This window comes from Blastococcus sp. TF02-8 (assembly GCF_003319175.1).
Lineage (GTDB): Bacteria > Actinomycetota > Actinomycetes > Mycobacteriales > Geodermatophilaceae > Blastococcus.
Map to the genome: position 1 here is coordinate 369644 of NZ_QOHK01000001.1, position 21229 is coordinate 390872.

The following is a 21229-nucleotide window of genomic DNA, read 5'->3' on the forward strand; positions in this document are numbered from 1 at the left end:
GGCCTCACTGCGGTGCCGTCGCCAGCCCGCTGCCCGCGTCGACGGAGGGCTGCAGGATCCGCTCGCTCTCCTGCACCAGGGTCGCCCACAGCTCCAGCCCGCGCCGGCCGGTCGCCTCGGCCCACAGCGCGGCCACCCCGGCGACGTGCGGCGTGGCCATGCTCGTGCCGCTGATCGTGTTGTAGCGGGTGGGCATCGGCCACGACGAGTACACCTGGAAGCCGGGGGCGGCGATGTCGACCTGACCGCCCCGGGCGGGCAGGCTCCGGGCGGAGAACCAGGCCATCTCCAGGGCCTGGTCCAGCGCCCCGACCGCCACGATCTCCACGCTGTTGGCCGGCGCGCCGACGAATCCGAAGTCGCCCGCGCGCCGGTCGGCGTTGTTGCCGGCGGCCGCGATGATCAGGGAGCCCTGCTGGAGCGCCCGCCGCCCGGCCGCCGAGTACGGCGGGTGGGCCTGTGTCACGTCGGCACCCAGGGACATGGAGATGACCGGGCAGCGACTGGTGACCGCCCAGTTGATGCCGGCCAGGATCTGGGCATCGGTCCCGCTGCCGTCGGAGCCGAGGACCTTCCCGGCGTAGATCTCGGCCTCGTGGGCGATGCCGTACCGCGGCCCGGTCGAGGGCGTCCGCGGCCCGCACGACGTGCCGATGCAGTGCGTGCCGTGACCGTGCCCGTCCTGGGCGTCCTCGCCGGCCACGAAGGAGCGGGCCGTGACCGAGCGGCCCGCGAAGTCCGGGTGGGCCGCGTCGAACCCGGTGTCGAGGACCGCGACCCGGATGCCGCGACCGGACCGCGCCGAGGCGTCGGCGCGCACGGCCTGCACCCCCCAGGTCGCCTGGGCGGTGTCCTGGAACCGGGGCGGCACCGTCGCCGGCGGCGTCGCGGCCGTTCCCGGGCCGCCGTCGCTCAGCAGCCGGCCGGCCAGGTCGGCGACGCCGTCGCGGTACCCGGCGGTGTAGGACCCGCTCGGCTCGGCGAGCACGTGGTGCACCAGCTCGGGAGACACCGACAGCACGGGCGCGCCGGCCGCCTCGGCGCTCTGCAGCATGCTCACCTGACCGGGGTCGGCCGACACGACGGCGATCCCCAGCGCGCTGAACACGGTCGCCTCGGCGTCCTCCAGCGCCTGGGGCGGCACGTCACCCTCGGCGAAGTCGCGGGAGTCCGCCACCTGGTGGACGCCCACCCGGCCCCAGTCCACCCGTGCGTCGTCGCCGGTGCCGGCGAAGACGACGATCTGACGGCCGGTGGTCCGCGGCTGCGGTGCCCCTCGGCCCGGGATCTGGCCCGGGATGCCCGGGCGCCTCGGATCGATCACGGTTCCCCCTCGGCTCGGTGACGCCGGCCGTGCCAGCGTCCTCGGGTGCGGCCCGACCCGCCAGCCGGTTCCGCGCGGCGCAGTGTGCCGAGCCCGTCCGACAGTTCCCGCGGAGCGGAGGACGTCGCGGTGGGCGGGATCACGGGTGTGATCGTCCCCATGCTGGGTTCGCTTGACGAACCAGGTTCGGAGGAGCATGGTTCAGGTAGCGAACCCAGAGCTGGCGGATCCGTCGGCCGGGGTCGCGACCCGATCCGCACCATGGAGGACCAGCATGTCCAGCCTGCGCACCACTCTCGCCCGCCGGCACGCCGCCCGCGTGCAGCTCCGCCAGGAGCGCGCCCTCGCTCTCGCCTTCGCCGCGGCACCCACCGTCGAGTCGGCGCACGAGATCGCCGCGCTCAGCTCCCGCCGCTGACGCCGCGGGCCGCGCCCCGGCCGCTGCCGAGGAGCGTGGCCACCGTGCCCACCAGCGCGTAGGCCGCCAGCACCAGGAGGTCGCGGCCCACGCCGGCCCCCGCGAAGTAGACGATCCCCCGCACCGCGTCGGTGCCGGCCCCCGGGGGCAGCCACGGGCCGATGGCCGCCCAGAACGGCGGCAGCAGCGGCGCGGGGTACGCCCCGCCTGCGCTGGGGTTGCCGAGGATCACGAAGAGCAGGATCGCCAGACCGATGCCGAGCAGGCCGGTCCAGACCTGCAGCCCCATCGTGAAGGCGCCGACGGCGAACACCAGCACGGCTCCGAACGCCGAGAGCGCGAGCAGGTGCCCGGAGAGCGCGCCCAGCACCGGTCCGGCGATGACGGCTCCGCCGACCCCGGAGACGACCGCGTACAGGGCCAGCGCTCCCAGCCGCGTGACGCCCCGGCCGCGGCTGCCCGGGACGGGGCCGCTGGTCACCCCGATGATCGCCGCCACCAGGTAGCCGCCGACGACCCAGCCGACGGCCAGGTAGAACGCCGACAGACCGCGCGCGTCACCAGCCGCCGCAGGGATCACGTCCTCGGTCGTGAGCGCGCGCTGCTGGGCGGCCACCACCCGCCCGAGCACGGCCTGAAGCGCGCTGCTGACCGCGCCACCCGCGGCACCCGCGGTGAGCAGCCGGTCCTGTCCCTGGGCCCCGAGCAGCAGCACGCCGTCGACCTCACGATCGGCCAGCAGCCGCCGGCCCGCCGCCTCGGACCCCACGGCACGGGCGTCGAGGGGATCGCCGTCGAGGTCGTCGAGCCGGCCGGCCTGCTGCTCGGCCGTCCCCTGCGGCGCGCCCGGCGGGGCCACGACGGCCAGCGGGACCTCCCGGGGACGCGGGGCGTGGAACGCGCCGACGTAGCTGACCACGAAGCCCAGCTGCAGCAGCAGCACGCCGACGACCAGCAGCGCCGCCCTCCGGGTCACTCCCGGGACCAGCTCCCGGCGCGGCCCCTCCCGCCGGCTCTCCGCGACGTCCATCTGCCCATCCCCCCTGTGCGCCGGTCGGCACCTCGCATGTGCGGGGCCCGCGCGCCGGCACACAGTCTGCCCGGCGGTGCGGCATCGGGCGGGAGAGGATGCCGGGGTGGGTGTGGAGACCGTGCTGCTGCTCGTGCTGGCCTCCGTCGCGGTCATCGTCGCCGTGCAGGCCCTGGCCGAGCGGTCGGGTCTGCCGGCCGCCGCCCTGCTGACCGTCGTCGGCCTCGGCTACGCCTTGCTCCCGGCGGCGGAGATCGAGCTGGACCCGGAGCTGGTCCTCACCCTCGTGCTGCCACCGCTGCTGTACAGCGCGGCGCTGGAGTCCTCCCTGGTGGCGATCCGGCGGAACCTCCGCACCGTCGTCAGCCTCTCGGTGCTGCTGGTCCTGGTGACCGCTCTGGTGATCGGCACCGGCTTCGCGCTGTTCGTCACCGGCGCCACGCTGGCCGCCGGGATCGCGCTGGGCGCGGCCGTGGCCCCGCCGGACCCCGTCGCCGCGCTGGCGGTCGGCCGCAAGGTGGGCCTCCCCCCGCGGCTGATCACCCTCATCCAGGGCGAGGGCCTGCTCAACGACGCCACGGCGCTCACCATCCTCACCGTGGCGGTCTCCGCCGCCCAAGGCGACGGCTTCTCCACGCCGGCGGCCGTCGGCCAGTTCCTGCTCGCCGCCGTCGGAGGGGTCCTCGCGGGCCTGCTGGTCGCCTTCGGGGTCCGGCCGCTGCGCCGGCTGCGCCGCGACCCGCTCACCTCCAACGCGATCAGCCTGGCCACGCCGTTCGTGGCCTATCTGCTCGGCGAGACCCTGCACGTCTCCGGAGTGCTCGCCGTCGTGGTCGCCGGGCTGGTCATCGGGCACAACAACCCCAGCTGGGCCTCGGGCGCGAGCCGGCTGCAGACCAATGCGGTGTGGCGCCTGGTCAACTTCCTGCTCGAGGGGTTCGTCTTCCTGCTCATCGGCCAGCAGCTGCCCGCCGTCATCCGAGGGTTGGGCGACTACGCCACGGGCACCGTGGTCACCGCCTCGCTGATCACCGTGGGGGGCATGCTGCTGGTCCGGCCGCTCTGGCTGCTGCTCACCGAGTCGCTGCCGCAGTCCCTGCACGCCCGGCTCGGCGGTGCCGACGACGAGGGCGGACCGGCCCACCGGCGGCTCAGCGGCCGCGAGATCGTCGTCCTCAGCTGGGCCGGTACGCGCGGTGTCATCAGCCTGGCCGCGATCTTCACGCTGCCCGAGGTGACCGGCGACGGCGAGCCCTTCCCCGACCGCTCGCTGCTGCTGTTCTGCGCCTTCCTGGCCGTCCTGGCGACGCTGGTGGGCCAGGGCATCACCTTCGCCCCGCTCGTGCGCGCGCTCGGGCTGCGCGCCGACCGGGGCGACCAGGCGCGGCTGCGCAACCAGGCCCGCATCGCCTCGGTGGAGGCGGCGCTGGGCCGGCTCGACGAGCTGGCCGCCGAGGAGTGCGACGAGGTCGACGGCGAGGCGCTCGACGTGCTCCGCTCCCAGCTGCGGACCCGGCTGGCGGGCTACCGCAAGCGGATGGACATGCTGGCCGGCGCCGAGCCCGGCGAGGTGCCGATGGCACCGCAGTACGAGGCGGCGCTGCGGTTCCGCCGGGCGGCCCTCGACGCCCAGCGCGAGGAGCTGCTGCGCTGGCGGGACGCCGGGCGGCTGCCCGACGAGGGCCTGCGCTCGCTCACCCGCGAGCTGGACCACGAGGAGGGCCGGCTGCCCGCGCGCGCGTTCCGCTGAGCGGTCACCCGCGCTCGGCCGGCTCGGCGGTGTCCGCGGCCGGATGGACGTCGGGCCGGTCCCGCAGGAACAGGTACCAGTAGGAGGTCGCCACGAAGACGACGGCGCCGACGAGGTTGCCCGCACCCGCCAGCAGCCAGTTCAGCAGCGTGTCGTCCCACCCGAGGTCGGGCACCCCGGCGAAGATCGCGGCGGGCAGGAAGAACATGTTGGCGACCACGTGGTCGAAGCCCATGGCGACGAAGGCCATGATCGGGAAGAAGATGGCCAGCACCTTGCCCGACACGTTCTTCGCGGCCAGCGACATCCAGACGCCCAGGCAGACCAGCCAGTTGCAGCCGACGCCGCGCAGGAACGTCTGCCAGGGCGACTCCCCCAGCGCCTTGCCCTCGGCGATCGCCGCCAGCCGCTCGTAGGTGAGCCCCGAGCTGCCGGCGGAGTCGGCGTGGCCGATGACGCCGGTCTGCACGGCCAGGAAGAACGCCACGAACACCGCGCCGAGCAGGTTCCCCAGCAGCACCAGCGTCAGGTTCCGCACGACGTCGGGGACGCCGAGCTTCCCGTTCATCGCCCCCAGCGGGACCAGCATCATGTTGCCGGTGGCCAGGTCCGAGCCCGCGATGAGCACGAGCACCAGCCCGAGGGTGAACGCCGCACCCATGAACAGCGTGGGCAGCGTCCCCCAGGTCTCCGGGTCCAGCCCCGAGGACACGGTGATGGCCACCAGGCCGCCGAAGGCGATGTAGGCCCCCGCGAGGAAGGAGCTCACCAGCACCCGGTCCCAGCTCCGGTGCACCTTCTTCGCCCCGGTGGCGGCCGCGACCTCGGCCATCTCCTGCGGCTCGCGTGCGGTCATGGTGGCCTCCCGGTGCCGGACTGCTGCTGCGGCCACCCTCCCGCCGGGCGTCCGCGGCAGCAAACCGGGCCGGTGCTCAGCCCGGCTCGTCCGCCAGCCCGAGCACGATCGCGCTGAGGTCCGCCGCCGCCGGGTCGGGGAGCGCCACGGCCGCGGCGTCCATGGTCGCCAGCACCGCGGCGTCGAGCCGGTCGGAGAGCCCGGCCGACCGCAGTGCCTCGCGGATCAGCCGGGCGTCCTTGGCGGCCCCGGTCAGGCCGAAGCTGACCGGGAAGTCGCCGGCGATCATCATCCCGCCCTTGAGGTGCGCGTACGGCGTGTCCAACGGTCCGCCCTCGATGGCGGCGAGGAACTGCTCCGGGTCCAGCCCCAGGCCGCGGGCGAGCGCGATCGACTGGGCCACCCCGGCGGTCACCATGAACAACCACGCGTTGGCCGCCATCTTCAACCGGCTGCCCGCACCGGCGGCACCGAGCCAGAGGGTCCTGCCGCCCAGGGCGTCCAGCAGCGGGGTGATCCGCTCCCGCACGTCGTCGGGACCCGACGCGAGCATGACGAGCTTTCCCTGCTCCGCCGGCTTCTTGGTGCCCAGCACCGGGCAGTCGACCAGCACCAGGTCCAGCTCCCGCGCGAGCTCGACCAGCCGGTCGGAGCCCTCGAGGCCGACCGTGGCGGTCTGCAGCCACACCGTCCCGGCCCCGGGTGCGGCGCGGCGGATCACGTCGGCCACCGCGTCGGCGTCCAGCAGCATGGTGAGGACGACGTCGGCCCCGCGGACGGCCTCGTCCGGGGAGTCGAACGCCTCCGCGCCCGTACCGGCCAGGGCCTGCGCCTTGGCACCGTCGCGGTTCCACATCCGGACCGGGAAGCCGGCCCGGCGCAGCGAGCCCACCATCCCGGCACCCATCGTCCCGGTGCCCAGCACCGCCACCACCTGCTGCGTCACGGAAGACCTCCGAGGACCTTGTCGAGGGTCACCGGCAGATCGCGGACCCGGATGCCGGTCGCCCGGTGCACGGCGTTGACGACGGCCGCCGCGGTGCCGGTGATGCCGATCTCGCCGATCCCCTTGCTGCCCATCGCATTCACGTATGGGTCGTGTTCGTCGAGCCAGTACGCCTGCACGTCGCCGACGTCGGCGTTGACGGTGATGTGGTACTCGGCGAGGTCGTGGTTGGCGACCTGCCCGATGCGCGGGTCCCAGACGCTGTTCTCGTGCAGCGCCATCGACAGGCCCATCGTCATGCCACCGATGAACTGCGAACGGGCGGTGCGGGGGTTGATGATCCGGCCGGCCGCGAACACCCCGTAGAGGCGCGGCACCCGCAGCTCCCCGGTGTCGGCGTGCACCCGCACCTCGGCGAACTGGGCGCCGAAGGCGTAGGCGGCGTGCTCGGTGTCCTTCGCGGCCTGGTCGACCGAGCCGGTGACCTCGTCGCCGTCCCGCGGCTCGGCGCCGAACTTCCCGCGGAACTCCCGGGCGGCCACGGTGATCGCCGATCCCCAGGTGTTGGTGCCCGACGACCCGCCGGCCACCGAGGCCTGCGGCAGCCGGGTGTCACCGATCCGCACCTCGACGTCGTCCACCGGCACGTCCAGGGCATCAGCGGCGATCTGCGGGAGCACGGTCCAGGCGCCCGTGCCGAGGTCGGCGGCGCCGATCTCGACGACGTAGCGGCCCTCCTCGAATCGGACCAGCGCGTCCGAGGTCGCCTGGCGCATCGTCGGGTAGACCGACGAGGCGACGCCGGTGCCCACGAACCAGTCGCCGTCGCGGTGGCGGGCAGGCGGCCGGTCGGCCCAGCCGAACCGCTCCGCGCCCTCGCGCAGGCACTCCACCAGGTGCCGGCTCGACCAGGGCTTGCCGGTCTCGGGGTCGACCTCGGGGTCGTTGCGGATCCGCAGCTCGACCGGGTCCAGCCCCAGCGCCTCGGCCAGCTCGTCGAGGGCCACCTCGGGGCCGAACATGCCGGGGCACTCCCCCGGTGCCCGGAACCAGGACGGCACCGGCACGTCGAGCGGGGCCAGCCGGTGCGTCGTCCGCCGGTTCGGCGCGGCGTACATCATCCGGGTGGGCGTGCCGGTCTGCTCCGCGAACTCCTTGATCCGCGAGGTCTGCTCCACGACGTCGATCGCGATGGCCTGGAGCCGGCCGGTGCGGTCGGCGGCGACCTGCATCCTCTGGATGGTCGGTGTGCGGTACCCGGCGAGGAAGAACATCTGCTGCCGGGTGAGGGCGAGCTTGACCGGCCGGCCGGGCAGTGCCCGTGCGGCCAGGACGACGAGCATCACGTTGGCGTGCGGGGTGCCCTTCGATCCGAAGCCGCCGCCCACGTACGGGCAGATCACGCGGACCTGCTCCTCATCCAGCCCGAACACCTCGCAGACGGCGGCGCGGTCGGGGTGCACGCCCTGGGTGGAGTCCCACAGCGTGAGGGGGACCTGCGCGCCCGGCTCCCACAGCGCGGTCGAGGCGTGCGGCTCCAGCGGGTTGTTGTGGACCATCGCCGTCGAGTACGTCTGCTCCACCGTCGCGTGCGCCGTGGCCATGGCGGCGGCGACGTCGCCCTCGGCGGTGTCGGTCTCGAACGAGGGGTTGACCTTGTCCGGCTTGTACAGCGCCGGGTGGTCGACGGTCAGCTCGCTGTCGTGCTCTTCCTCGGCGAAGCTCACGCGAACGAGGTCCGCACCCTGGCGGGCCAGTTCCGAGGTCTCGGCGAGGACGACGCCGACCAGCTGTCCGCGGAAGGCGACCTCGGGCGACTGCAGGACGGCGAGCTCGCGGTCCTCGGTGGAGGCCAGCCGCTCGGCGTTCTCGTGGGTGAGCACGGCGAGGACGCCGTCGAGCGCCTCGGCGGCCGAGGTGTCGATGCGGGTGACCCGCCCGCGGGCGATCGCGGCCTGCACGGGATGCGCGTACGCGGGGTGGTCCACCGGTGTCTCGTAGGCGTAGGTGGCGGTGCCCCGCACCTTGGCCTCGCCGTCCCGGCGCACGAGGCCCTGGCCGATCGCGCGCGGCTGCAGCAGGTCGGTCATCTCAGGGCCTCCGCGGTCAGGTCGCGCAGGGTGGCCACGACGGTGCGCGTGGCCAGCGGGATTTTGAAGCCGTTGCCACCCTCGAGGCCGGGCTGCGGCTGGGCTGCGGTCAGCTCGACCTCCATCGCGTGCGCGACGGCGTGCTCGGTCAGCGGCCCGCCCGTCAGCAGCGCCTCGGCGCGGGTGGCCCGCCAGGGCCTGTGGGCCATCCCGCCGAGGGCGATGCGCACGTCCTCGCCGGCCACCACCGCGGCCACGGACACCAGGGCGAAGGCGTAGGAGGCCCGGTCGCGCACCTTGCGGTAGGCCGAGCGGGCGCCGGAGGGCAGCGGTGGCAGGTCGACGGCGGTGATCAGCTCGCCGTGCTCGAGCACGGTGTCCCGCGACGGGTGGTCGCCCGGGAGCCGGTGCAGCTCGCCGAACGGGATGGTCCGCTCCCCCGCCGGGCCGAGGACCTGCACCTGCGCGTCGAGCGCGGTGAGCGCCACCGCCATGTCCGACGGGTGCGTGGCGATGCAGGTCTCCGGCGCCGTCGGGTCGGGCATCGCCGACCCGACGCCGAGCACCGCGTGGTACCGGGTGTAGCCACCGACGGCGGAGCAGCCGCTGCCGGGCTCGCGCTTGTTGCAACGGGTGGTGACGTCCTGGAAGTACACGCAGCGGGTGCGCTGCAACGGGTTGCCTCCCGTGGTCGCGGCGTTGCGCAGCTGCCCGGTCGCCCCGGCCAGCAGGGCCTGGGCGAGGACCGGGTAGCGCTCCCGCACCCGGCGGTCGGCGGTCACCTCGCTGTTGGTGCTCGCCGCGCCCAGCCGCAGCCCGCCGTCGGGGAGGTCGGTGATCTCCCGGGAGGTGAGGGTGCGGACGTCCACGACGAGGTCGGGCCGGGCCACGCCCAGCTTGAGGTGGTCGACCAGGTTGGTGCCCCCGGCCAGGAAGACCGCGCCCGGCTCGACGGCCACCTCGCGGACGGCCTCGGCGGCGCTGCCGGGGCGGGTGTAGGCGAAGGGCTTCACGGCTGCACTCCCCCGGCCTGCTGCACCGCGGGAACGATGTGGGCGTAGGCGGCGCACCGGCAGAGGTTCCCGCTCATCCGCTCGGCGACCTCGGCGGCGGTCAGCTGGGGGTCGGCGGTGAGGTCGGCGCTCGCGTGGCTGGGCCACCCCCGGTCCACCTCTCGCAGCAGCCCGACGGCGGAGCAGATCTGCCCCGGGGTGCAGTAGCCGCACTGGAAGGCGTCCCGGTCGAGGAACGCCTGCTGCACCGGGTGCAGCTCCCCCTCGGTCGCCAGCCCATCGGCCGTGGTGACCTCGGCGCCGTCGTGGGCGACGGCGAGGGCCAGGCAGCTCAGCGCCCGCTCCCCGTCGAGCAGCACCGTGCAGGCACCGCACTGACCGTGGTCGCAGCCCTTCTTCGGGCTGGTGTTGCCCAGCCGCTCGCGCAGCAGGTCCAGCAGCGTCGTGCGGGTGTCCACGGTGAGCCGGCGCGGCACGCCGTCCACGGTCAGCGAGATCTCGGCGTCCACGCGCCCCCGGTCCCCTCGCCGGCGCCGGGGCAAACCCCGTCGCCGGGGAGCCGGGGCCGCCGCCCGGCGCTAGCGTCGGGGCATGACCAGCCCTACCGATCCCCAGCCGCCGTCCCCGGACCCCGCGCCGTCGGACCCGGACACGCCGGGCGCTCCGGAGCCCTCGCCGCTGCCCGATCCCCTGCCGGACGCGCCGCCGCCGGACGGCGGGCCGACGCCCGTCGTCTGACCGCGGCGGTCAGGCTGCGGCCGGCGCGCCGCCCGCCCGGCGGGCGGCGCGCTTCTCCCGGCGTCGCTCGCGGCGGGTCTCCAGGGCCGTGTAGAGCACCGGGACCAGCAGCAGGGTGAGCAGCGTCGAGCTGATCAGCCCGCCGATGACCACGAGCGCCAGGGGCTGGGAGATGAACACCCCGCCGCCGGTGAGCCCGAAGGCCATCGGCACGAGCGCCAGCACGGTCGCCGCCGCCGTCATGACGATCGGTCGCAGCCGCTTGCGCGCACCCTCGGTGACCGCCTCGGCCAGCGGGCGGCCCTGCTCGCGGTACTGGTTGACCAGGTCGATGAGCACGATGGCGTTGGTGACGACGATGCCGATCAGCATCAGCACCCCGATGAGGGCCGGCACACCCAGCGGGACGCCGGTGGCCAGCAGCATCAGCAGCGCCCCCGTGGCGGCGAACGGCACCGACACCAGCAGGATCAACGGCTGGGCGAGGCTGCGGAAGGTCGCCACCATCACCAGGTAGACGATGACCACGGCGATCGCCAGGGCCAGGCCGAGGTCGGCGAAGGCGTCGCTCTGGTCCTGCGCCGCCCCGCCGACGGAGACCTCCACCGCGTCGGGCAGGTCCAGCGCGTCGACGGCGGTCGTCAGCTGCGCGGTGAAGCTGCCGAGGTCGGCGTCCTCCGGGGTCGCCGACACCGTGGCGCTGCGCTCGCCGTCGACCCGGCCCACCGACGTGGGCGTCTCCACCTGCTCCACGGCGGCCACCCGGGTCAGCGGCACGAGCCCGGTCGGCGTGGGGAGCACGACGGCGCGCAGCTGGTCGACCGTGGCCGGCCGCTGCAGCGGGTCGAGGTATACCGGGGTGGCGACCTCGTCGATGTCCACCGAGCCCAGCGGCACCGCCGAGGAGAGGCCGGCCAGCGTGCGGGTCACGTCGGCCTCGGTGAGCCCGGCCGCCGCGGCCGCGGCCGGGTCGACGGTCACCTGCACCAGCGGGAGTGCGGCCGACAGGTCGTTGGTGACGTCGGTGGCACCCGGCACGTCCTCGACGGCGGCCTGCACCTGGCGGGCGGCCTCGGCGAGGCTGTCGTCGTCCCGGGCCTGGACCAGCACGTCGACGCTGGAGCTGCCGAAGCCGGAGCCGGCCGCGGCCACGGTCACTGCCCCGACGTCGCCGAGGTCCGCGGCGGTCCGGCGGATCCGGTCGCGGGTCGCCTCGGCGTCGGCGTCCTCGTCGAGGGTGAGCGAGAAGGAGGCCGACGGGGTGCCGCCGGCGCCGGTGAAGGCGGCCCGCAGGCTGTCCGTGCCGACCGAGGTCTGCACGGTCGCCACCCCGTCGAGGTCGGCCAGCGCGTCCTCGAGGGTGCGGGCGCGCTCGTCCTGGGCGGCCAGGCTCGTGCCCGCCGGGTAGGTCGCGGTGACCTGCAGCGTGTTCTGCCCGGAGTCGCCGATGAAGTTGGTCTTCAGCAGCGGGGTGAGGGCGATCGTCCCGATGAAGATCACGATCGCCCCGGCGACCGTCCAGCGCCGGTGCGCCAGCACGCCGTTCAGGGCCGGGAGGTACAGCCGCTGCAACGACGTGCGGCGCTCGGCGGCCTCGGCCTGCTCGCGCTCGGCGGCCAGCTCGGCGGGATCGCGCTCGCCGTCGGGCGCCCGGAGGAACGCCGAGGCCACGACCGGGACGATGGTCAGCGACACCACCAGCGAGGCCAGCATGGCGATCGCGACGGTGAGGGCGAACGGCCGGAACAGCTCGCCGACGAGGCCACCGACCAGCGCGATGGGCAGGAACACCGCGACCGTGGTGATCGTGGAGGCGGTGACCGCGCCGGCGACCTCGCGGACGGCGCCGACGATCGCCGCCGTCCGCGGCTCCCCGTAGGACAGGTGCCGCTTGATGTTCTCGATCACGACGATCGAGTCGTCGACCACGCGGCCGATCGCCACCGTCATCGCCCCGAGCGTGAGGATGTTGAGCGAGAAGCCGGCCACCTGCAGCCCGATGAAGGTGACGCACAGCGAGACCGGGATGGAGATCGCCGAGACCAGCGTGGAGCGGACGGAGGCGAGGAACACCAGGATCACGACCAGCGCGAAGAGCAGGCCGAGGCCGCCCTCGGTGGCCAGGCCGCTGATCGACTCCTCGATGAAGGGCGCCTGGTCGAAGACGACGGAGACCGTGCTGCCCTCGCCCAGCGCCTCGCGCACCTGCGGCAGGAGGTCCCGCACCGCGTGCGAGATGTCGACGGTGTTGCCGTCGGGCGCCTGGGTGAGCCCGACGCCCAGGGCGGGCTGCCCGTCCACCCGCGAGTAGCTGGTCGCCGGCGCCTGGCCCGCCTCGACCCGTGCGACGGTGCCGAGCGTGGTCACCTGGCCGCGCGCGCCGATCAGCGGCACCGCGCGCAGGTCCTCGACCGTCGTGAGCCGGCTCCCGGCCTGCACCGACAGCGTCTGCTCCCCCTGGTCGACCGTCCCGGCGGGCAGCACCAGCCCGTTGTCCTGGAGGACGGTGGTCAGGTCGGCCACGGTGAGTCCGGCCGCGCCGAGTGCCGCGGGGTCCGCGGTGACCGTGACCCGGGGCTCAGCGGCCCCGGTCACCGTCACGTCGCGCACGCCGTCGATGTCCTCGAACAGCGGGACGACGGCGGAGTCGATCCGGTCCGCGAGCGCGGCGGGGTCCCCGGGAGCGGCGACGGCGAGCTGCACCACGGGGAAGTCCGCCAGCGATCCGGCCAGCACCTGCGGCTCGACGTCGTCGGGCAGCTGCGCCCGGACCCGACCGACCGCCGTCTGCAACGAGTTCGTCACGTCGTCGAGGTCGGAGCCGTACTCCAGCTCCACGGTGATCGCGGCCAGTCCCGTGCTCGCCGTCGAGGTCACCGACACGACACCGTCGACGGACCCGATCGCCTGCTCCAGCGGCACGACCACCTGCCGCTCCACCACGTCGGGTGAGGCCCCCGGCTGGGCGGCCACGACCACCGCGGCGGGGAACTGGAGCGACGGGATGAGCTCCTGCTTGAGCGACCCGGCCGACACCAGCCCGAAGACCAGGACGGCGATGGTCGCCAGCGCCACCAGGGCACGGTTGCGCAGGGACAGGACGGCGAGACGCGACACGGAGTTCCTCCAGGCCCGAGGATCGCTCGGGCCCCACGACAGCGACGGTGCCGGTCAACCTATCGGCGGAGGGCGCCCCCGCCCCGCAGCCGACGGAAGGGGCGCGCCGCTCAGTCCCGTCGCTGCAGCACGAAGTCGTACCGGGACTCCAGCCACGGCACGTCGCTGCTCCCGCCGCCGGGGGTCGGGCCGGCCGCACGCGGTTCGAAGGGGGTCACCAGCTCCTGCTTGGTGCCGAAGACGACGTCGCTGTCGAGGTAGTCCGAGCCCTCCTGGAAAAGGTGGGTGATCAGCGGCTCGTAACCGGGCACGTTGATCAGGAAGTGGATGTGCGCGGGCCGGAAGTAGCTGATCCCGGTGCGGCTGATCAGGTCACCGACCGGGCCGTCCATCGGGATGGCGTACCCCAGCGGCGCGATCGTGCGCACGCAGTAGCTGCCGTCCTCGCGGGTCGTGTACTTGGCCCGCAGCCGCGCCTCGTCGATGTCCGGGATCTGCGACTCGTAGGCGCCCTCGGTGTCGGCCTGCCAGACGTCGAGGACGGCGTGCGGCACCGGGTTGCCCTCGAGGTCGCGCACCGTGCCGTGGAGGTACAGGGGCGTGCCGGGCAGGCCGTCGGACATGTCGTCGGCGTACCCCAGCTCCGGCGAGCCCTCGATGTGGAAGGGGCCGAGCACGGTCGCCGGCGTCGCCCGCGGGTCGAGCCGGTGGTTCATCTGCACGACCAGCATCGACAGGCCCAGCACGTCGGAGGCGAGGATGAACTCCTCGCGCTTCTCGTCGCTGATCTGGCCGGTCCGGGTCAGCCACTGCATCGCGGCCATCCACTCGTCCTCGGTCAGCCGCACCTCGCGGGCGAAGTCGTGCAGGTGCCGGACCAGCGCCGTCATGAGCTCGGCCAGCCGCGGATCGCCGGCGGTGGCCCACCGCTCCACGGCGAGCTCGGTGATGTTCTCCTCGGTGACCAGCTGCACGGCTTCCTCCTGCCGTCCGCGCGCCGGGGGCCGGTCGCGCTGCCTCCTCCGCGCCGACCGCGGAGGCCTTGCTCGTCTGGGGCCCGCTCGTCCGGGGCCCGCTCGTCCGGGCTGCTCGTCTAGGGCGTGACCACCAGGCGCACACCGGGATCCCCGGTCGCCTGCCGCCGCCACGCGTCCGCGGCGTCGGCCAGGGCGACCTGCTCGGTGGCCACCGCGAGCGCGCCCGCGGCGGCGTGCTCCGCGACGGTGGTCAGTGCCGTGCGGCGCTGCTCCGGCGTGAGCGCGTTGTTCGTGTAGCCCAGCACCGAGGCGCTGCGCCCCCGGAGCACCGCCGAGGAGAACTCGGCGACGTCCCCGGACGCCCCACCCAGGTTGACCAGCCGCCCGCCGGGCGACAACACGCGGGACGCAGCCGTGGCGGTGGTGCCGAACACCGGATCGACGACGACGTCGAGCCGGCCCCCGGTGGCCTCGGCGAGCCGGGCGGCGAAGGCGTCGACGTCGGGATCGGGGGCGAGGGCCTCGTCCGCACCGGCCGCCAGCGCCCTCGCGCGCGCGACCTCCGACCGCGCGACGGCCACGACGCGGCCGGCGCCCAGGAGCGTCGCCGCGCCCACGGCGGCCTGCCCGACCGCGCCGCCGGCCCCGAGGACCAGCACGTGCTCACCTGCGGTGAGGCCGCCGCGCCAGGTGAGCGCCATCCATGCGGCCACCGCCGAGAGCCCGAGGGCGGCCAGGGCCGCGTCGGGGACGTCGGCGGTCACGGGTACGAGGTCGTCGTCCCGCACGGCGCACAGCTCGGCCAGGCTCCCGTCCCCGGAGGCCATCCCGGCGGAGGTGGCGAACCAGACCCGCGTCCCGGGGGGCAGGACCGCTGACTCCTCGACCACGCCGACACCCTGCACCCCGGGCACGTACGGCACCTCGGGGCGCCCGAAGTAGGAGGTACCCGAGGCGCACAGCAGGTCCAGCGGCACGACGGGCGCGGCGGTCACGCGGACGACGCTGCCCGCCGCGGCGGGCGACGGGTGCTCGGTGACGACAGGGGGCTCCCCCGGCGTCCGGACGACGACGGCGCGCACCGGCTCAGCCTCTCTCGCCCGGCAGCGGTTCGGGGACGAACGGATCGGGATCGACCGGCCGGTTGTTCAGGTCGACGGAGAGGAAGACCTGGTTGGCCACCGGGGAGCGGAGCTCCTCCGCCAGCTGGCCGATGAGACCCGCGGTGCGGGCGAGCAGCGCGAAGCCGCGCAGCAGCTCCATCGGAAGGCCGAGGTCGGCGAGCGCCGCGCCGCAGACGCCGGCGCCGTTGAGCGGCAGCTGCTTGCCCAGCACCTGCGCGTGCACCCGGCCGATGGCGGCGAACAGCGAAAGGTGCGGGCCGTGGAGCCCCTCCTCCCCCGCGATCGCGAACAGCCGCGGGGTGCGGGGGTCGCCCTGCTTGTGCACGTGGTGCCCCAGGCCGGGGACGAATCGGCCCGCGGCGCGCTGGGCGGTCACCGTCTCCAGGGCGAGGGCGTCCCACCCGGCGTCGTCGGTGGGCAACGGGCCCTCGAGGGCGGTGAGCACCGAGTGCAGGAACTTCCCGCAGTCCTCGGTCACCCCCAGGAAGCGCGAGCCCCCTCCGAGCAGGCCTGCGGCCAGCGCGCCCTGGATCGAGTCCGGCGCCGAGAGGTAGGTCAGCCGGGTGACGATCGCCGTCGGCGTGAACCCGTGGTCGGCGAGCGCGGCGAGCACCGCCTCGAAGACCCGGGTCTCCCCCCTGCTCGGCCGGCGCTGGGTGGCCAGCCAGAAGGCGAGCTCGCCGAACCCGACGCTGCCCATGACGTCCTCGGCGAGGTCGTGCCCGAGCAGCGTGATCCGCTCGAGGCTCGAGGCGCCGAGCGCCGTCGGGTAGCCGGGCTGCTGCTCGGTCATCGCGGACCTCCCTCGGCCGGCGCGGCCAGCCAGCGCCGGATCTCCTCGCCGTGCTGGTCGACCGCCGGCGGCGGGAGGCGGTAGGAGGGCGCCGTCTCGGAGAAGGTGATGGGGTGGCGCACCGACGGCACCGCCGCGGCCCCGTCCCCGACGGTCACGACCGGGTCCAGGCCCACCTCCTCGGCGAAGGCGACGCCCTGGTCCACGGTGTTGATCGGCCCGCAGGGCACGCCTGCGGCGATGATCTCGCGGAACCACTCCATCTTCGTGCGCGTCGCCAGCCGCGCGACGAGCAGCGGGCGCAGCGCGTCGCGGTGGGCGGTGCGGTCCTCGTTGCGGAGGAACCGCGGGTCCTCGACCAGCTCCGGCAGCCCGAGCACCTCGCACAGCTTCCGGAACTGCCCGTCGTTCCCGGCCGTGATGATCAGGTCACCGTCGGAGCAGGGCAGCGGCTCGTAGGGGAAGAGGCTCGGGTGGCTGTTGCCCATGCGGAAGGGCACCACCCCGCCGGCGACGAACGCGCTGGTCTGGTTCACCAGACCCGACATCGCCGAGGCCAGCAGGCTGACCTCGACGTGCTGCCCGCGGCCGGTCTCGTGCCGGTGGTTGAGCGCGGAGAGCACCCCGATGGTGGCGTGCAGCCCGGCCATGACGTCGAAGACCGCCACCCCGGCCCGGTACGGGTCGCCGTCGGGGTCACCGGTGAGGCTCATCAGCCCGGAGATGGCCTGCACGATCAGGTCGTAGCCGGGCAGCGACCGTCCACCCGGGGCACTGCCGAACCCGCTGATCGAGGCGTAGACGATCCGGGGGTTGGTCGCGGACACGGTCTCGTAGTCCAGCCCGAACCGGCCCAGCCCGCCCGGCTTGAAGTTCTCCACCAGCACGTCCGCCCGGCGGGCCAGTTCACGCGCGGCGGCGAGGTCGTCCGGGTCCTTGAGGTCCAGGGCGACCGAGCGCTTGTTGCGGTTGACGCCGAGGTAGTAGGTCGAGACGCCCTGCCCGTCGGTCTCGCGCACGGGCGGGGCCCAGGTGCGCGTGTCGTCGCCCCCGGGGCCCTCCACCTTGACCACCTCGGCGCCGAGGTCGGCCAGCAGCATGGTGCTGTACGGACCGGCCAGGATCCGGGAGAAGTCCGCGACGAGCAGGCCGGCCAGCGGCCCGGACGGACGGGGTCCTGAGGTCATCGTTGCGCGCCAACTCCCCTGGTTCGCGGACGCATGTCCGCCCGACTCGACGAGAGTGTTGTGACCGCGGCCACGGGCTGTCAACCGCTGGATCCTGCGCGGCGGCTCCCCTTGACACGCCGCTCGACCACCGAGAAGGTGACCTGCATCGCATCCATCGACCGTCTGGCGGACAGGTGTCCGGGTGCGCGACCACGACGTCCGAGGAGGCGACGATGACCCACTCCGCACCCGCTCCCCAGCCCGGCCGGCCCCTCGTCCTGCGCGGCGGCACCGTCCTGACGATGGACGGCGCGTGCACCGTCCTGGACGACGCGGACGTGCTGGTCGTCGACGACCGGATCGCCGGCGTGGGCCCCGCCCTCGAGGTGCCCGAGGGCACCGAGGAGATCGATGCGCGGGGCGGGATCGTGATGCCCGGGATGATCGACACGCACCGGCACATGTGGCAGACGGCGATGCGCGGCTACGGCGCCGACTGGACGCTGACCCAGTACTTCGTCTGGTACTACCTCGAGCACGGCAAGAAGTTCCGCCCGCAGGACATCGCCGCGGGCAACCGCCTGGCCGCGATCGAGTCGCTCGACGCCGGCGTGACCACGACCGTCGACTGGTCGCACAACCTGCACTCCGTCGACCACGGCGAGGCGGCGCTGGACGCGCTGCGCACGGTGCCGGGGCGGTTCGTCCTCGCCTACGGCAACATCCAGGCCGGTCCGTGGGAGTGGACCGCCGATCCGGCCGTCCGCTCCTTCCTGGAGCGGCTGCGCGACGAGCGCGACGACATGATGGGCGTCCAGATCGCCTTCGACGTCACCGGTGACCCCACCTTCCCGGAGAAGGCCGCCTTCGAGGTGGCCCGGGAGCTCGGCATCCCGGTCACCACCCACGCCGGGGTGTGGGGCGCGACGAGCGACACCGGCATCCAGCAGATGTACGACGGCGGCTTCATGACGCCGGAGACGACCTACGTGCACGCGTCGACCCTGACCCGCGACAGCTACCAGCGGATCGCCGCCACCGGCGGGTCGATCTCCATCGCCACGGAGTCCGAGTGCAGCGCCGGGCAGGGCCACGCCCCCACCGAGCAGGTGCTGCAGTACGGCATCCCGGTGTCGCTGTCGATGGACACCAGCGTCTGGTGGAGCGGCGACATGTTCTCCGCGATGCGCTCGACGCTCAACGCCGACCGCATGTCCGAGCACCTCGCGGCCCACCTGGAGGGCGACACGATCACCCACCTGCGCCTGCGCGCCAAGCAGGTCGTGGAGTGGTGCACCAAGGGCGGCGCGCACACCATCGGCCGCGACGCCGACCTCGGCAGCCTCGAGGTGGGCAAGAAGGCCGACGTCGTGCTGATCAAGAACGACCGCTCGCCGGTGTCCTTCCCGCTGCTGAACCCGATCGGCCACGTGGCCTTCCAGGCCCAGCGCGGCGACGTGCACACGGTGATCGTGGACGGCCGGGTGGTGAAGTTCGACGGCGAGCTGGTCGGCGTGGACCTCGCCGCGCTCCGCACGGAGGTCGAGAACACCATCGACCACCTCAAGGCCGAGATCGGCGAGGAGACGTGGCAGGCCGGCATGTTCCCCGAGGTGCCGGAGGCCGAGGCGTCGGTCCTCGACAACCCGTACCAGTACACGGACTTCGTCGACGAGTCCAAGCGGGCCGGCGGCGAGGACCGCGTCCTCGGGCGCTGAAGGAGGACCGGACATGGCAGGACGTGGCGAGGGGCCGGACTTCGTCGAGGCCCTGGCCCGGGGACTCGACGTCCTCACCTGCTTCGACGCCGGCCGACGGAGCATGTCGCTCAGCGAGGTCGCGACGGCGGCCGGCCTGGCCCGGCCGACCGCCCGCCGGCTCCTCCTCACGCTGGAGGAGCTGGGCTACGTGCGGTCGGCCGACGGGGCGTTCTCCCTGACCCCCAAGGTCCTGGAGCTGGGCACGGCCTACGTGGCCTCGCTGGGACTGTGGGACATCGCCCGTCCCCACATGACCGCACTGGTCGGGCGCACCGGGGAGTCGTCGTCGATGGCCCAGCTGGACGGAGCCGACATCGTCTACGTGGCCCGCGTCGCCGTCCCGAAGCTGATCGCGCTGCGGGTGGACATCGGCACACGGTTCCCGGCGGTGCAGACCTCCCAGGGCAAGGTGCTGCTGGCCGCCCTCTCCCCCGAGGAGCTGGCCCGCACCGTGGCCCAGCCGACCCGCTCGGGCCTGCCGACCCCGTTGCGCCGGACGCCGGAACAGCTGCGGGAGGAGCTCACCGAGGTGCGCGCCCGCGGCTGGGCGCTGGCCGACGAGGAGCTCGCCCCCGGTGTCCGCTCGGTCGCCGTCCCCGTGCGGGACGGCACGGGCACGGTGCGGGCAGCCATGAACGTCACCGTGCACGCCGCGGAGACCTCGACCGAGTCGCTGCTGGGCGAGCACCTGCCGCACCTGCTGCGCACGGCCGGCGAGGTGAGCGCCGAGTGGGCGCTGTGGCAGTCCCGGCCGCAGGTCGAGGTCTTCCCGGGGAGCGGGTCCGCCACCGCCTGAGTCCGAACCCGGCGCACCGCGACGAGCCGGCCGCAGGCGACGTCGGACACGGAGCCCCGCACGCTGTTCCCCACCGGGACCAAGGGACCTCCCAGGACGTCCGCACCGGGTCGCGGCCGCCCTCCGGGAACCGAGCGACACGTTTGTCCATCAAACCGATGGACTTGACCGGGAATGCGTCGTCTGGTGACATCAGCCGCGTGGGAAACACCGAGCTCCACCGCCGGTGCGCCGTGGACCTGCTGCGCACCGCCAGCGCGCTGTGTCCGGCGCGCTGACGCGCCCGCCCCGCCCCCCACACCTCGCGCGCTCCCCGGGCCCTCCCGTTGCCGAGCCGCCCCGCACACCTGGACTCCCGATGACCCTCAGCACCGTCCTGTCCTCCCCTCCTGCCCACGACGCCGTGAGCCGGCGCACCGGTGCCGCCGGTCTGGCCGCCGCGCTCGCCGCTGCTGCCGCCCACTGGCTCGACCTGGTCGAGTACCGGCCCGAGGGCCGGTGGACCCACCTGCTGCCCCCCGACGCGGCCGCCGACCTCCTCGACGCCTCCCTGCACGCCGATCTCGCCGGCGCCCAGGTCTGGCTGCTCTCCTGGCTGCCCGCGCAGGGCACACCGCTGCACGACCACGGCACGTCCGCCGGCGCTTTCGCGGTCGTGCGGGGAACCCTGACCGAGCGGGTGGTCGCCGCAGGCCGGAACGGCGTCCGCGAGTCCGCCGCCGAGCTCACCAGCGGCCGGGTCCGGCACTTCGGCGCGCACTACGTCCACCAGGTCACCAACCGCGACACCGAGCCGGCGGTCAGCGTGCACGTCTACACGCCCGGGCTGGCCTGGATGAACACCTACGCCGTCGACGGCGGCACGCTGCTGCGCACCGGCACCGAGCGCGCGGGGGTGGACTGGTGAGCGCCCCCGCCCTCACCCGTCCCGCCGGCGCACGCAGCGTCGACCAGCTGCTCGCCGAGGCCCGGTCCCGCATCGACCGGCTCGGCCCCCGGCAGGCCGCCGTCCGGGTGGCACGCGGCGCGCTGCTGGTCGACATCCGGCCCGCCGCACAGCGCGCACGCGAGGGCGAGGTCCCCGGCGCGCTCGTCGTGGAGCGCAACGTCCTGGAGTGGCGGTTCGACCCGGCCAGCGACGCCCGGCTGCCCGAGGCCACCGGCTACGACGTCGAGGTCGTCGTCCTCTGCTCGGAGGGGTACACCTCCAGTCTCGCCGCCGACGCGCTGCGATCCCTGGGCCTGGCCCGGGCCACCGACGTCGTCGGGGGCTTCCGGGCGTGGGCGGCGGCCGGGCTGCCCACCCGCGGCACGCCCTGACCTGCTGG

General features: G+C 74.4%; 19 protein-coding genes. 7 read left to right on the plus strand and 12 right to left on the minus strand.

What is annotated here, in order from left to right; translation table 11 throughout:
* Nucleotides 1–4: 4 nt before the first annotated feature.
* On the minus strand, nt 5–1324 hold the full coding sequence (locus tag DQ237_RS01770) for a S8 family serine peptidase (RefSeq protein WP_205730030.1): 1320 nt from the start codon (nt 1322–1324) through the stop codon (nt 5–7).
* Nucleotides 1325–1598: 274 nt separating this feature from the next.
* On the opposite strand from DQ237_RS01770, the gene DQ237_RS19550 reads away from it, so the two are divergent.
* Nucleotides 1599–1742: a hypothetical protein gene (locus tag DQ237_RS19550; protein WP_166509451.1), complete on the plus strand. Its 144-nt coding sequence runs from the start codon at nt 1599–1601 to the stop codon at nt 1740–1742.
* On the opposite strand, the gene DQ237_RS01775 is transcribed toward DQ237_RS19550, so the two are convergent.
* Complete coding sequence (locus DQ237_RS01775; RefSeq protein ID WP_113796509.1) at nt 1726–2772, minus strand: DUF3533 domain-containing protein; 1047 nt, start codon at nt 2770–2772, stop codon at nt 1726–1728. The genes DQ237_RS19550 and DQ237_RS01775 overlap by 17 nt on opposite strands.
* A 106-nt stretch (nt 2773–2878) precedes the next feature.
* Here DQ237_RS01775 and DQ237_RS01780 point away from each other — a divergent pair, with 106 nt between their 5' ends.
* On the plus strand, nt 2879–4522 hold the full coding sequence (locus tag DQ237_RS01780) for a Na+/H+ antiporter (protein ID WP_113796511.1): 1644 nt from the start codon (nt 2879–2881) through the stop codon (nt 4520–4522).
* 4 nt (nt 4523–4526) lie between these two features.
* Here the strand turns inward: DQ237_RS01780 and DQ237_RS01785 are convergent, their stop codons facing one another.
* The 5 genes from DQ237_RS01785 to DQ237_RS01805 form a co-directional block, all read right to left on the minus strand.
* Entirely contained in the window at nt 4527–5378 is an 852-nt protein-coding gene (locus DQ237_RS01785; protein WP_113796513.1) for a formate/nitrite transporter family protein, read from the minus strand.
* A gap of 76 nt (nt 5379–5454) precedes the next feature.
* Nucleotides 5455–6324, minus strand: a complete 870-nt coding sequence (locus tag DQ237_RS01790; protein WP_113796515.1) for an NAD(P)-dependent oxidoreductase — start codon at nt 6322–6324, stop codon at nt 5455–5457.
* Complete coding sequence (locus DQ237_RS01795; protein WP_113796517.1) at nt 6321–8414, minus strand: xanthine dehydrogenase family protein molybdopterin-binding subunit; 2094 nt, start codon at nt 8412–8414, stop codon at nt 6321–6323. The genes DQ237_RS01790 and DQ237_RS01795 overlap by 4 nt, the downstream gene beginning before the upstream one ends.
* Complete coding sequence (locus DQ237_RS01800) at nt 8411–9427, minus strand: xanthine dehydrogenase family protein subunit M (RefSeq protein WP_113796519.1); 1017 nt, start codon at nt 9425–9427, stop codon at nt 8411–8413. The genes DQ237_RS01795 and DQ237_RS01800 overlap by 4 nt, the downstream gene beginning before the upstream one ends.
* A complete protein-coding gene (locus tag DQ237_RS01805; RefSeq protein ID WP_113796521.1) occupies nt 9424–9936 on the minus strand; it encodes a 2Fe-2S iron-sulfur cluster-binding protein in 513 nt (170 codons plus the stop codon). The genes DQ237_RS01800 and DQ237_RS01805 overlap by 4 nt, the downstream gene beginning before the upstream one ends.
* An 82-nt stretch (nt 9937–10018) precedes the next feature.
* Here DQ237_RS01805 and DQ237_RS19555 point away from each other — a divergent pair, with 82 nt between their 5' ends.
* On the plus strand, nt 10019–10165 hold the full coding sequence (locus DQ237_RS19555; protein WP_166509452.1) for a hypothetical protein: 147 nt from the start codon (nt 10019–10021) through the stop codon (nt 10163–10165).
* A gap of 9 nt (nt 10166–10174) precedes the next feature.
* On the opposite strand, the gene DQ237_RS01810 is transcribed toward DQ237_RS19555, so the two are convergent.
* The 5 genes from DQ237_RS01810 to DQ237_RS01830 all read right to left on the minus strand — a co-directional run bounded on the left by DQ237_RS01810 (nt 10175) and on the right by DQ237_RS01830 (nt 17363).
* The gene (locus DQ237_RS01810; RefSeq protein WP_113796523.1) at nt 10175–13282 is read right to left on the minus strand and encodes an efflux RND transporter permease subunit; all 3108 of its coding nucleotides are present in this window, start codon (nt 13280–13282) and stop codon (nt 10175–10177) included.
* A 110-nt stretch (nt 13283–13392) separates the two neighbouring features.
* Nucleotides 13393–14256, minus strand: a complete 864-nt coding sequence (locus DQ237_RS01815; RefSeq protein WP_113796525.1) for a dioxygenase — start codon at nt 14254–14256, stop codon at nt 13393–13395.
* A gap of 119 nt (nt 14257–14375) precedes the next feature.
* Complete coding sequence (locus tag DQ237_RS01820) at nt 14376–15341, minus strand: zinc-binding dehydrogenase (RefSeq protein ID WP_113796527.1); 966 nt, start codon at nt 15339–15341, stop codon at nt 14376–14378.
* A gap of 4 nt (nt 15342–15345) precedes the next feature.
* Nucleotides 15346–16176, minus strand: coding sequence for a citryl-CoA lyase (locus DQ237_RS01825; protein ID WP_113796529.1), 831 nt, complete (start codon nt 16174–16176; stop codon nt 15346–15348).
* Nucleotides 16173–17363 (minus strand): CaiB/BaiF CoA-transferase family protein, encoded by a 1191-nt coding sequence (locus DQ237_RS01830; protein ID WP_113796531.1) that lies wholly within the window; start codon nt 17361–17363, stop codon nt 16173–16175. The genes DQ237_RS01825 and DQ237_RS01830 overlap by 4 nt, the downstream gene beginning before the upstream one ends.
* 215 nt (nt 17364–17578) lie before the next feature.
* Here DQ237_RS01830 and DQ237_RS01835 point away from each other — a divergent pair, with 215 nt between their 5' ends.
* From DQ237_RS01835 to DQ237_RS01850, 4 genes are all read left to right on the plus strand, one after another.
* Nucleotides 17579–19063: an amidohydrolase family protein gene (locus DQ237_RS01835; protein ID WP_113797400.1), complete on the plus strand. Its 1485-nt coding sequence runs from the start codon at nt 17579–17581 to the stop codon at nt 19061–19063.
* 13 nt (nt 19064–19076) lie between these two features.
* A complete protein-coding gene (locus DQ237_RS01840) occupies nt 19077–19901 on the plus strand; it encodes an IclR family transcriptional regulator C-terminal domain-containing protein (protein WP_113796533.1) in 825 nt (274 codons plus the stop codon).
* Nucleotides 19902–20259: 358 nt separating this feature from the next.
* Complete coding sequence (locus tag DQ237_RS01845) at nt 20260–20808, plus strand: cysteine dioxygenase family protein (protein ID WP_113796535.1); 549 nt, start codon at nt 20260–20262, stop codon at nt 20806–20808.
* Nucleotides 20805–21221: a rhodanese-like domain-containing protein gene (locus DQ237_RS01850; protein ID WP_113796537.1), complete on the plus strand. Its 417-nt coding sequence runs from the start codon at nt 20805–20807 to the stop codon at nt 21219–21221. Before DQ237_RS01845 ends, DQ237_RS01850 begins: the two co-directional genes overlap by 4 nt.
* Nucleotides 21222–21229: the final 8 nt, after the last annotated feature.

Coding starts and splice junctions, on each gene's coding strand:
- DQ237_RS19550 (WP_166509451.1), top strand. CDS start 1,599: ATGTCCAGCCTGCGCACCACTCTCGCCCGCCGGCACGCCGCCCGCGTG.
- DQ237_RS01775 (WP_113796509.1), bottom strand. CDS start 2,772: ATGGACGTCGCGGAGAGCCGGCGGGAGGGGCCGCGCCGGGAGCTGGTC.
- DQ237_RS01785 (WP_113796513.1), bottom strand. CDS start 5,378: ATGACCGCACGCGAGCCGCAGGAGATGGCCGAGGTCGCGGCCGCCACC.
- DQ237_RS01795 (WP_113796517.1), bottom strand. CDS start 8,414: ATGACCGACCTGCTGCAGCCGCGCGCGATCGGCCAGGGCCTCGTGCGC.
- DQ237_RS19555 (WP_166509452.1), top strand. CDS start 10,019: ATGACCAGCCCTACCGATCCCCAGCCGCCGTCCCCGGACCCCGCGCCG.
- DQ237_RS01825 (WP_113796529.1), bottom strand. CDS start 16,176: ATGACCGAGCAGCAGCCCGGCTACCCGACGGCGCTCGGCGCCTCGAGC.
- DQ237_RS01830 (WP_113796531.1), bottom strand. CDS start 17,363: ATGACCTCAGGACCCCGTCCGTCCGGGCCGCTGGCCGGCCTGCTCGTC.
- DQ237_RS01835 (WP_113797400.1), top strand. CDS start 17,579: ATGACCCACTCCGCACCCGCTCCCCAGCCCGGCCGGCCCCTCGTCCTG.
- DQ237_RS01840 (WP_113796533.1), top strand. CDS start 19,077: ATGGCAGGACGTGGCGAGGGGCCGGACTTCGTCGAGGCCCTGGCCCGG.
- DQ237_RS01845 (WP_113796535.1), top strand. CDS start 20,260: ATGACCCTCAGCACCGTCCTGTCCTCCCCTCCTGCCCACGACGCCGTG.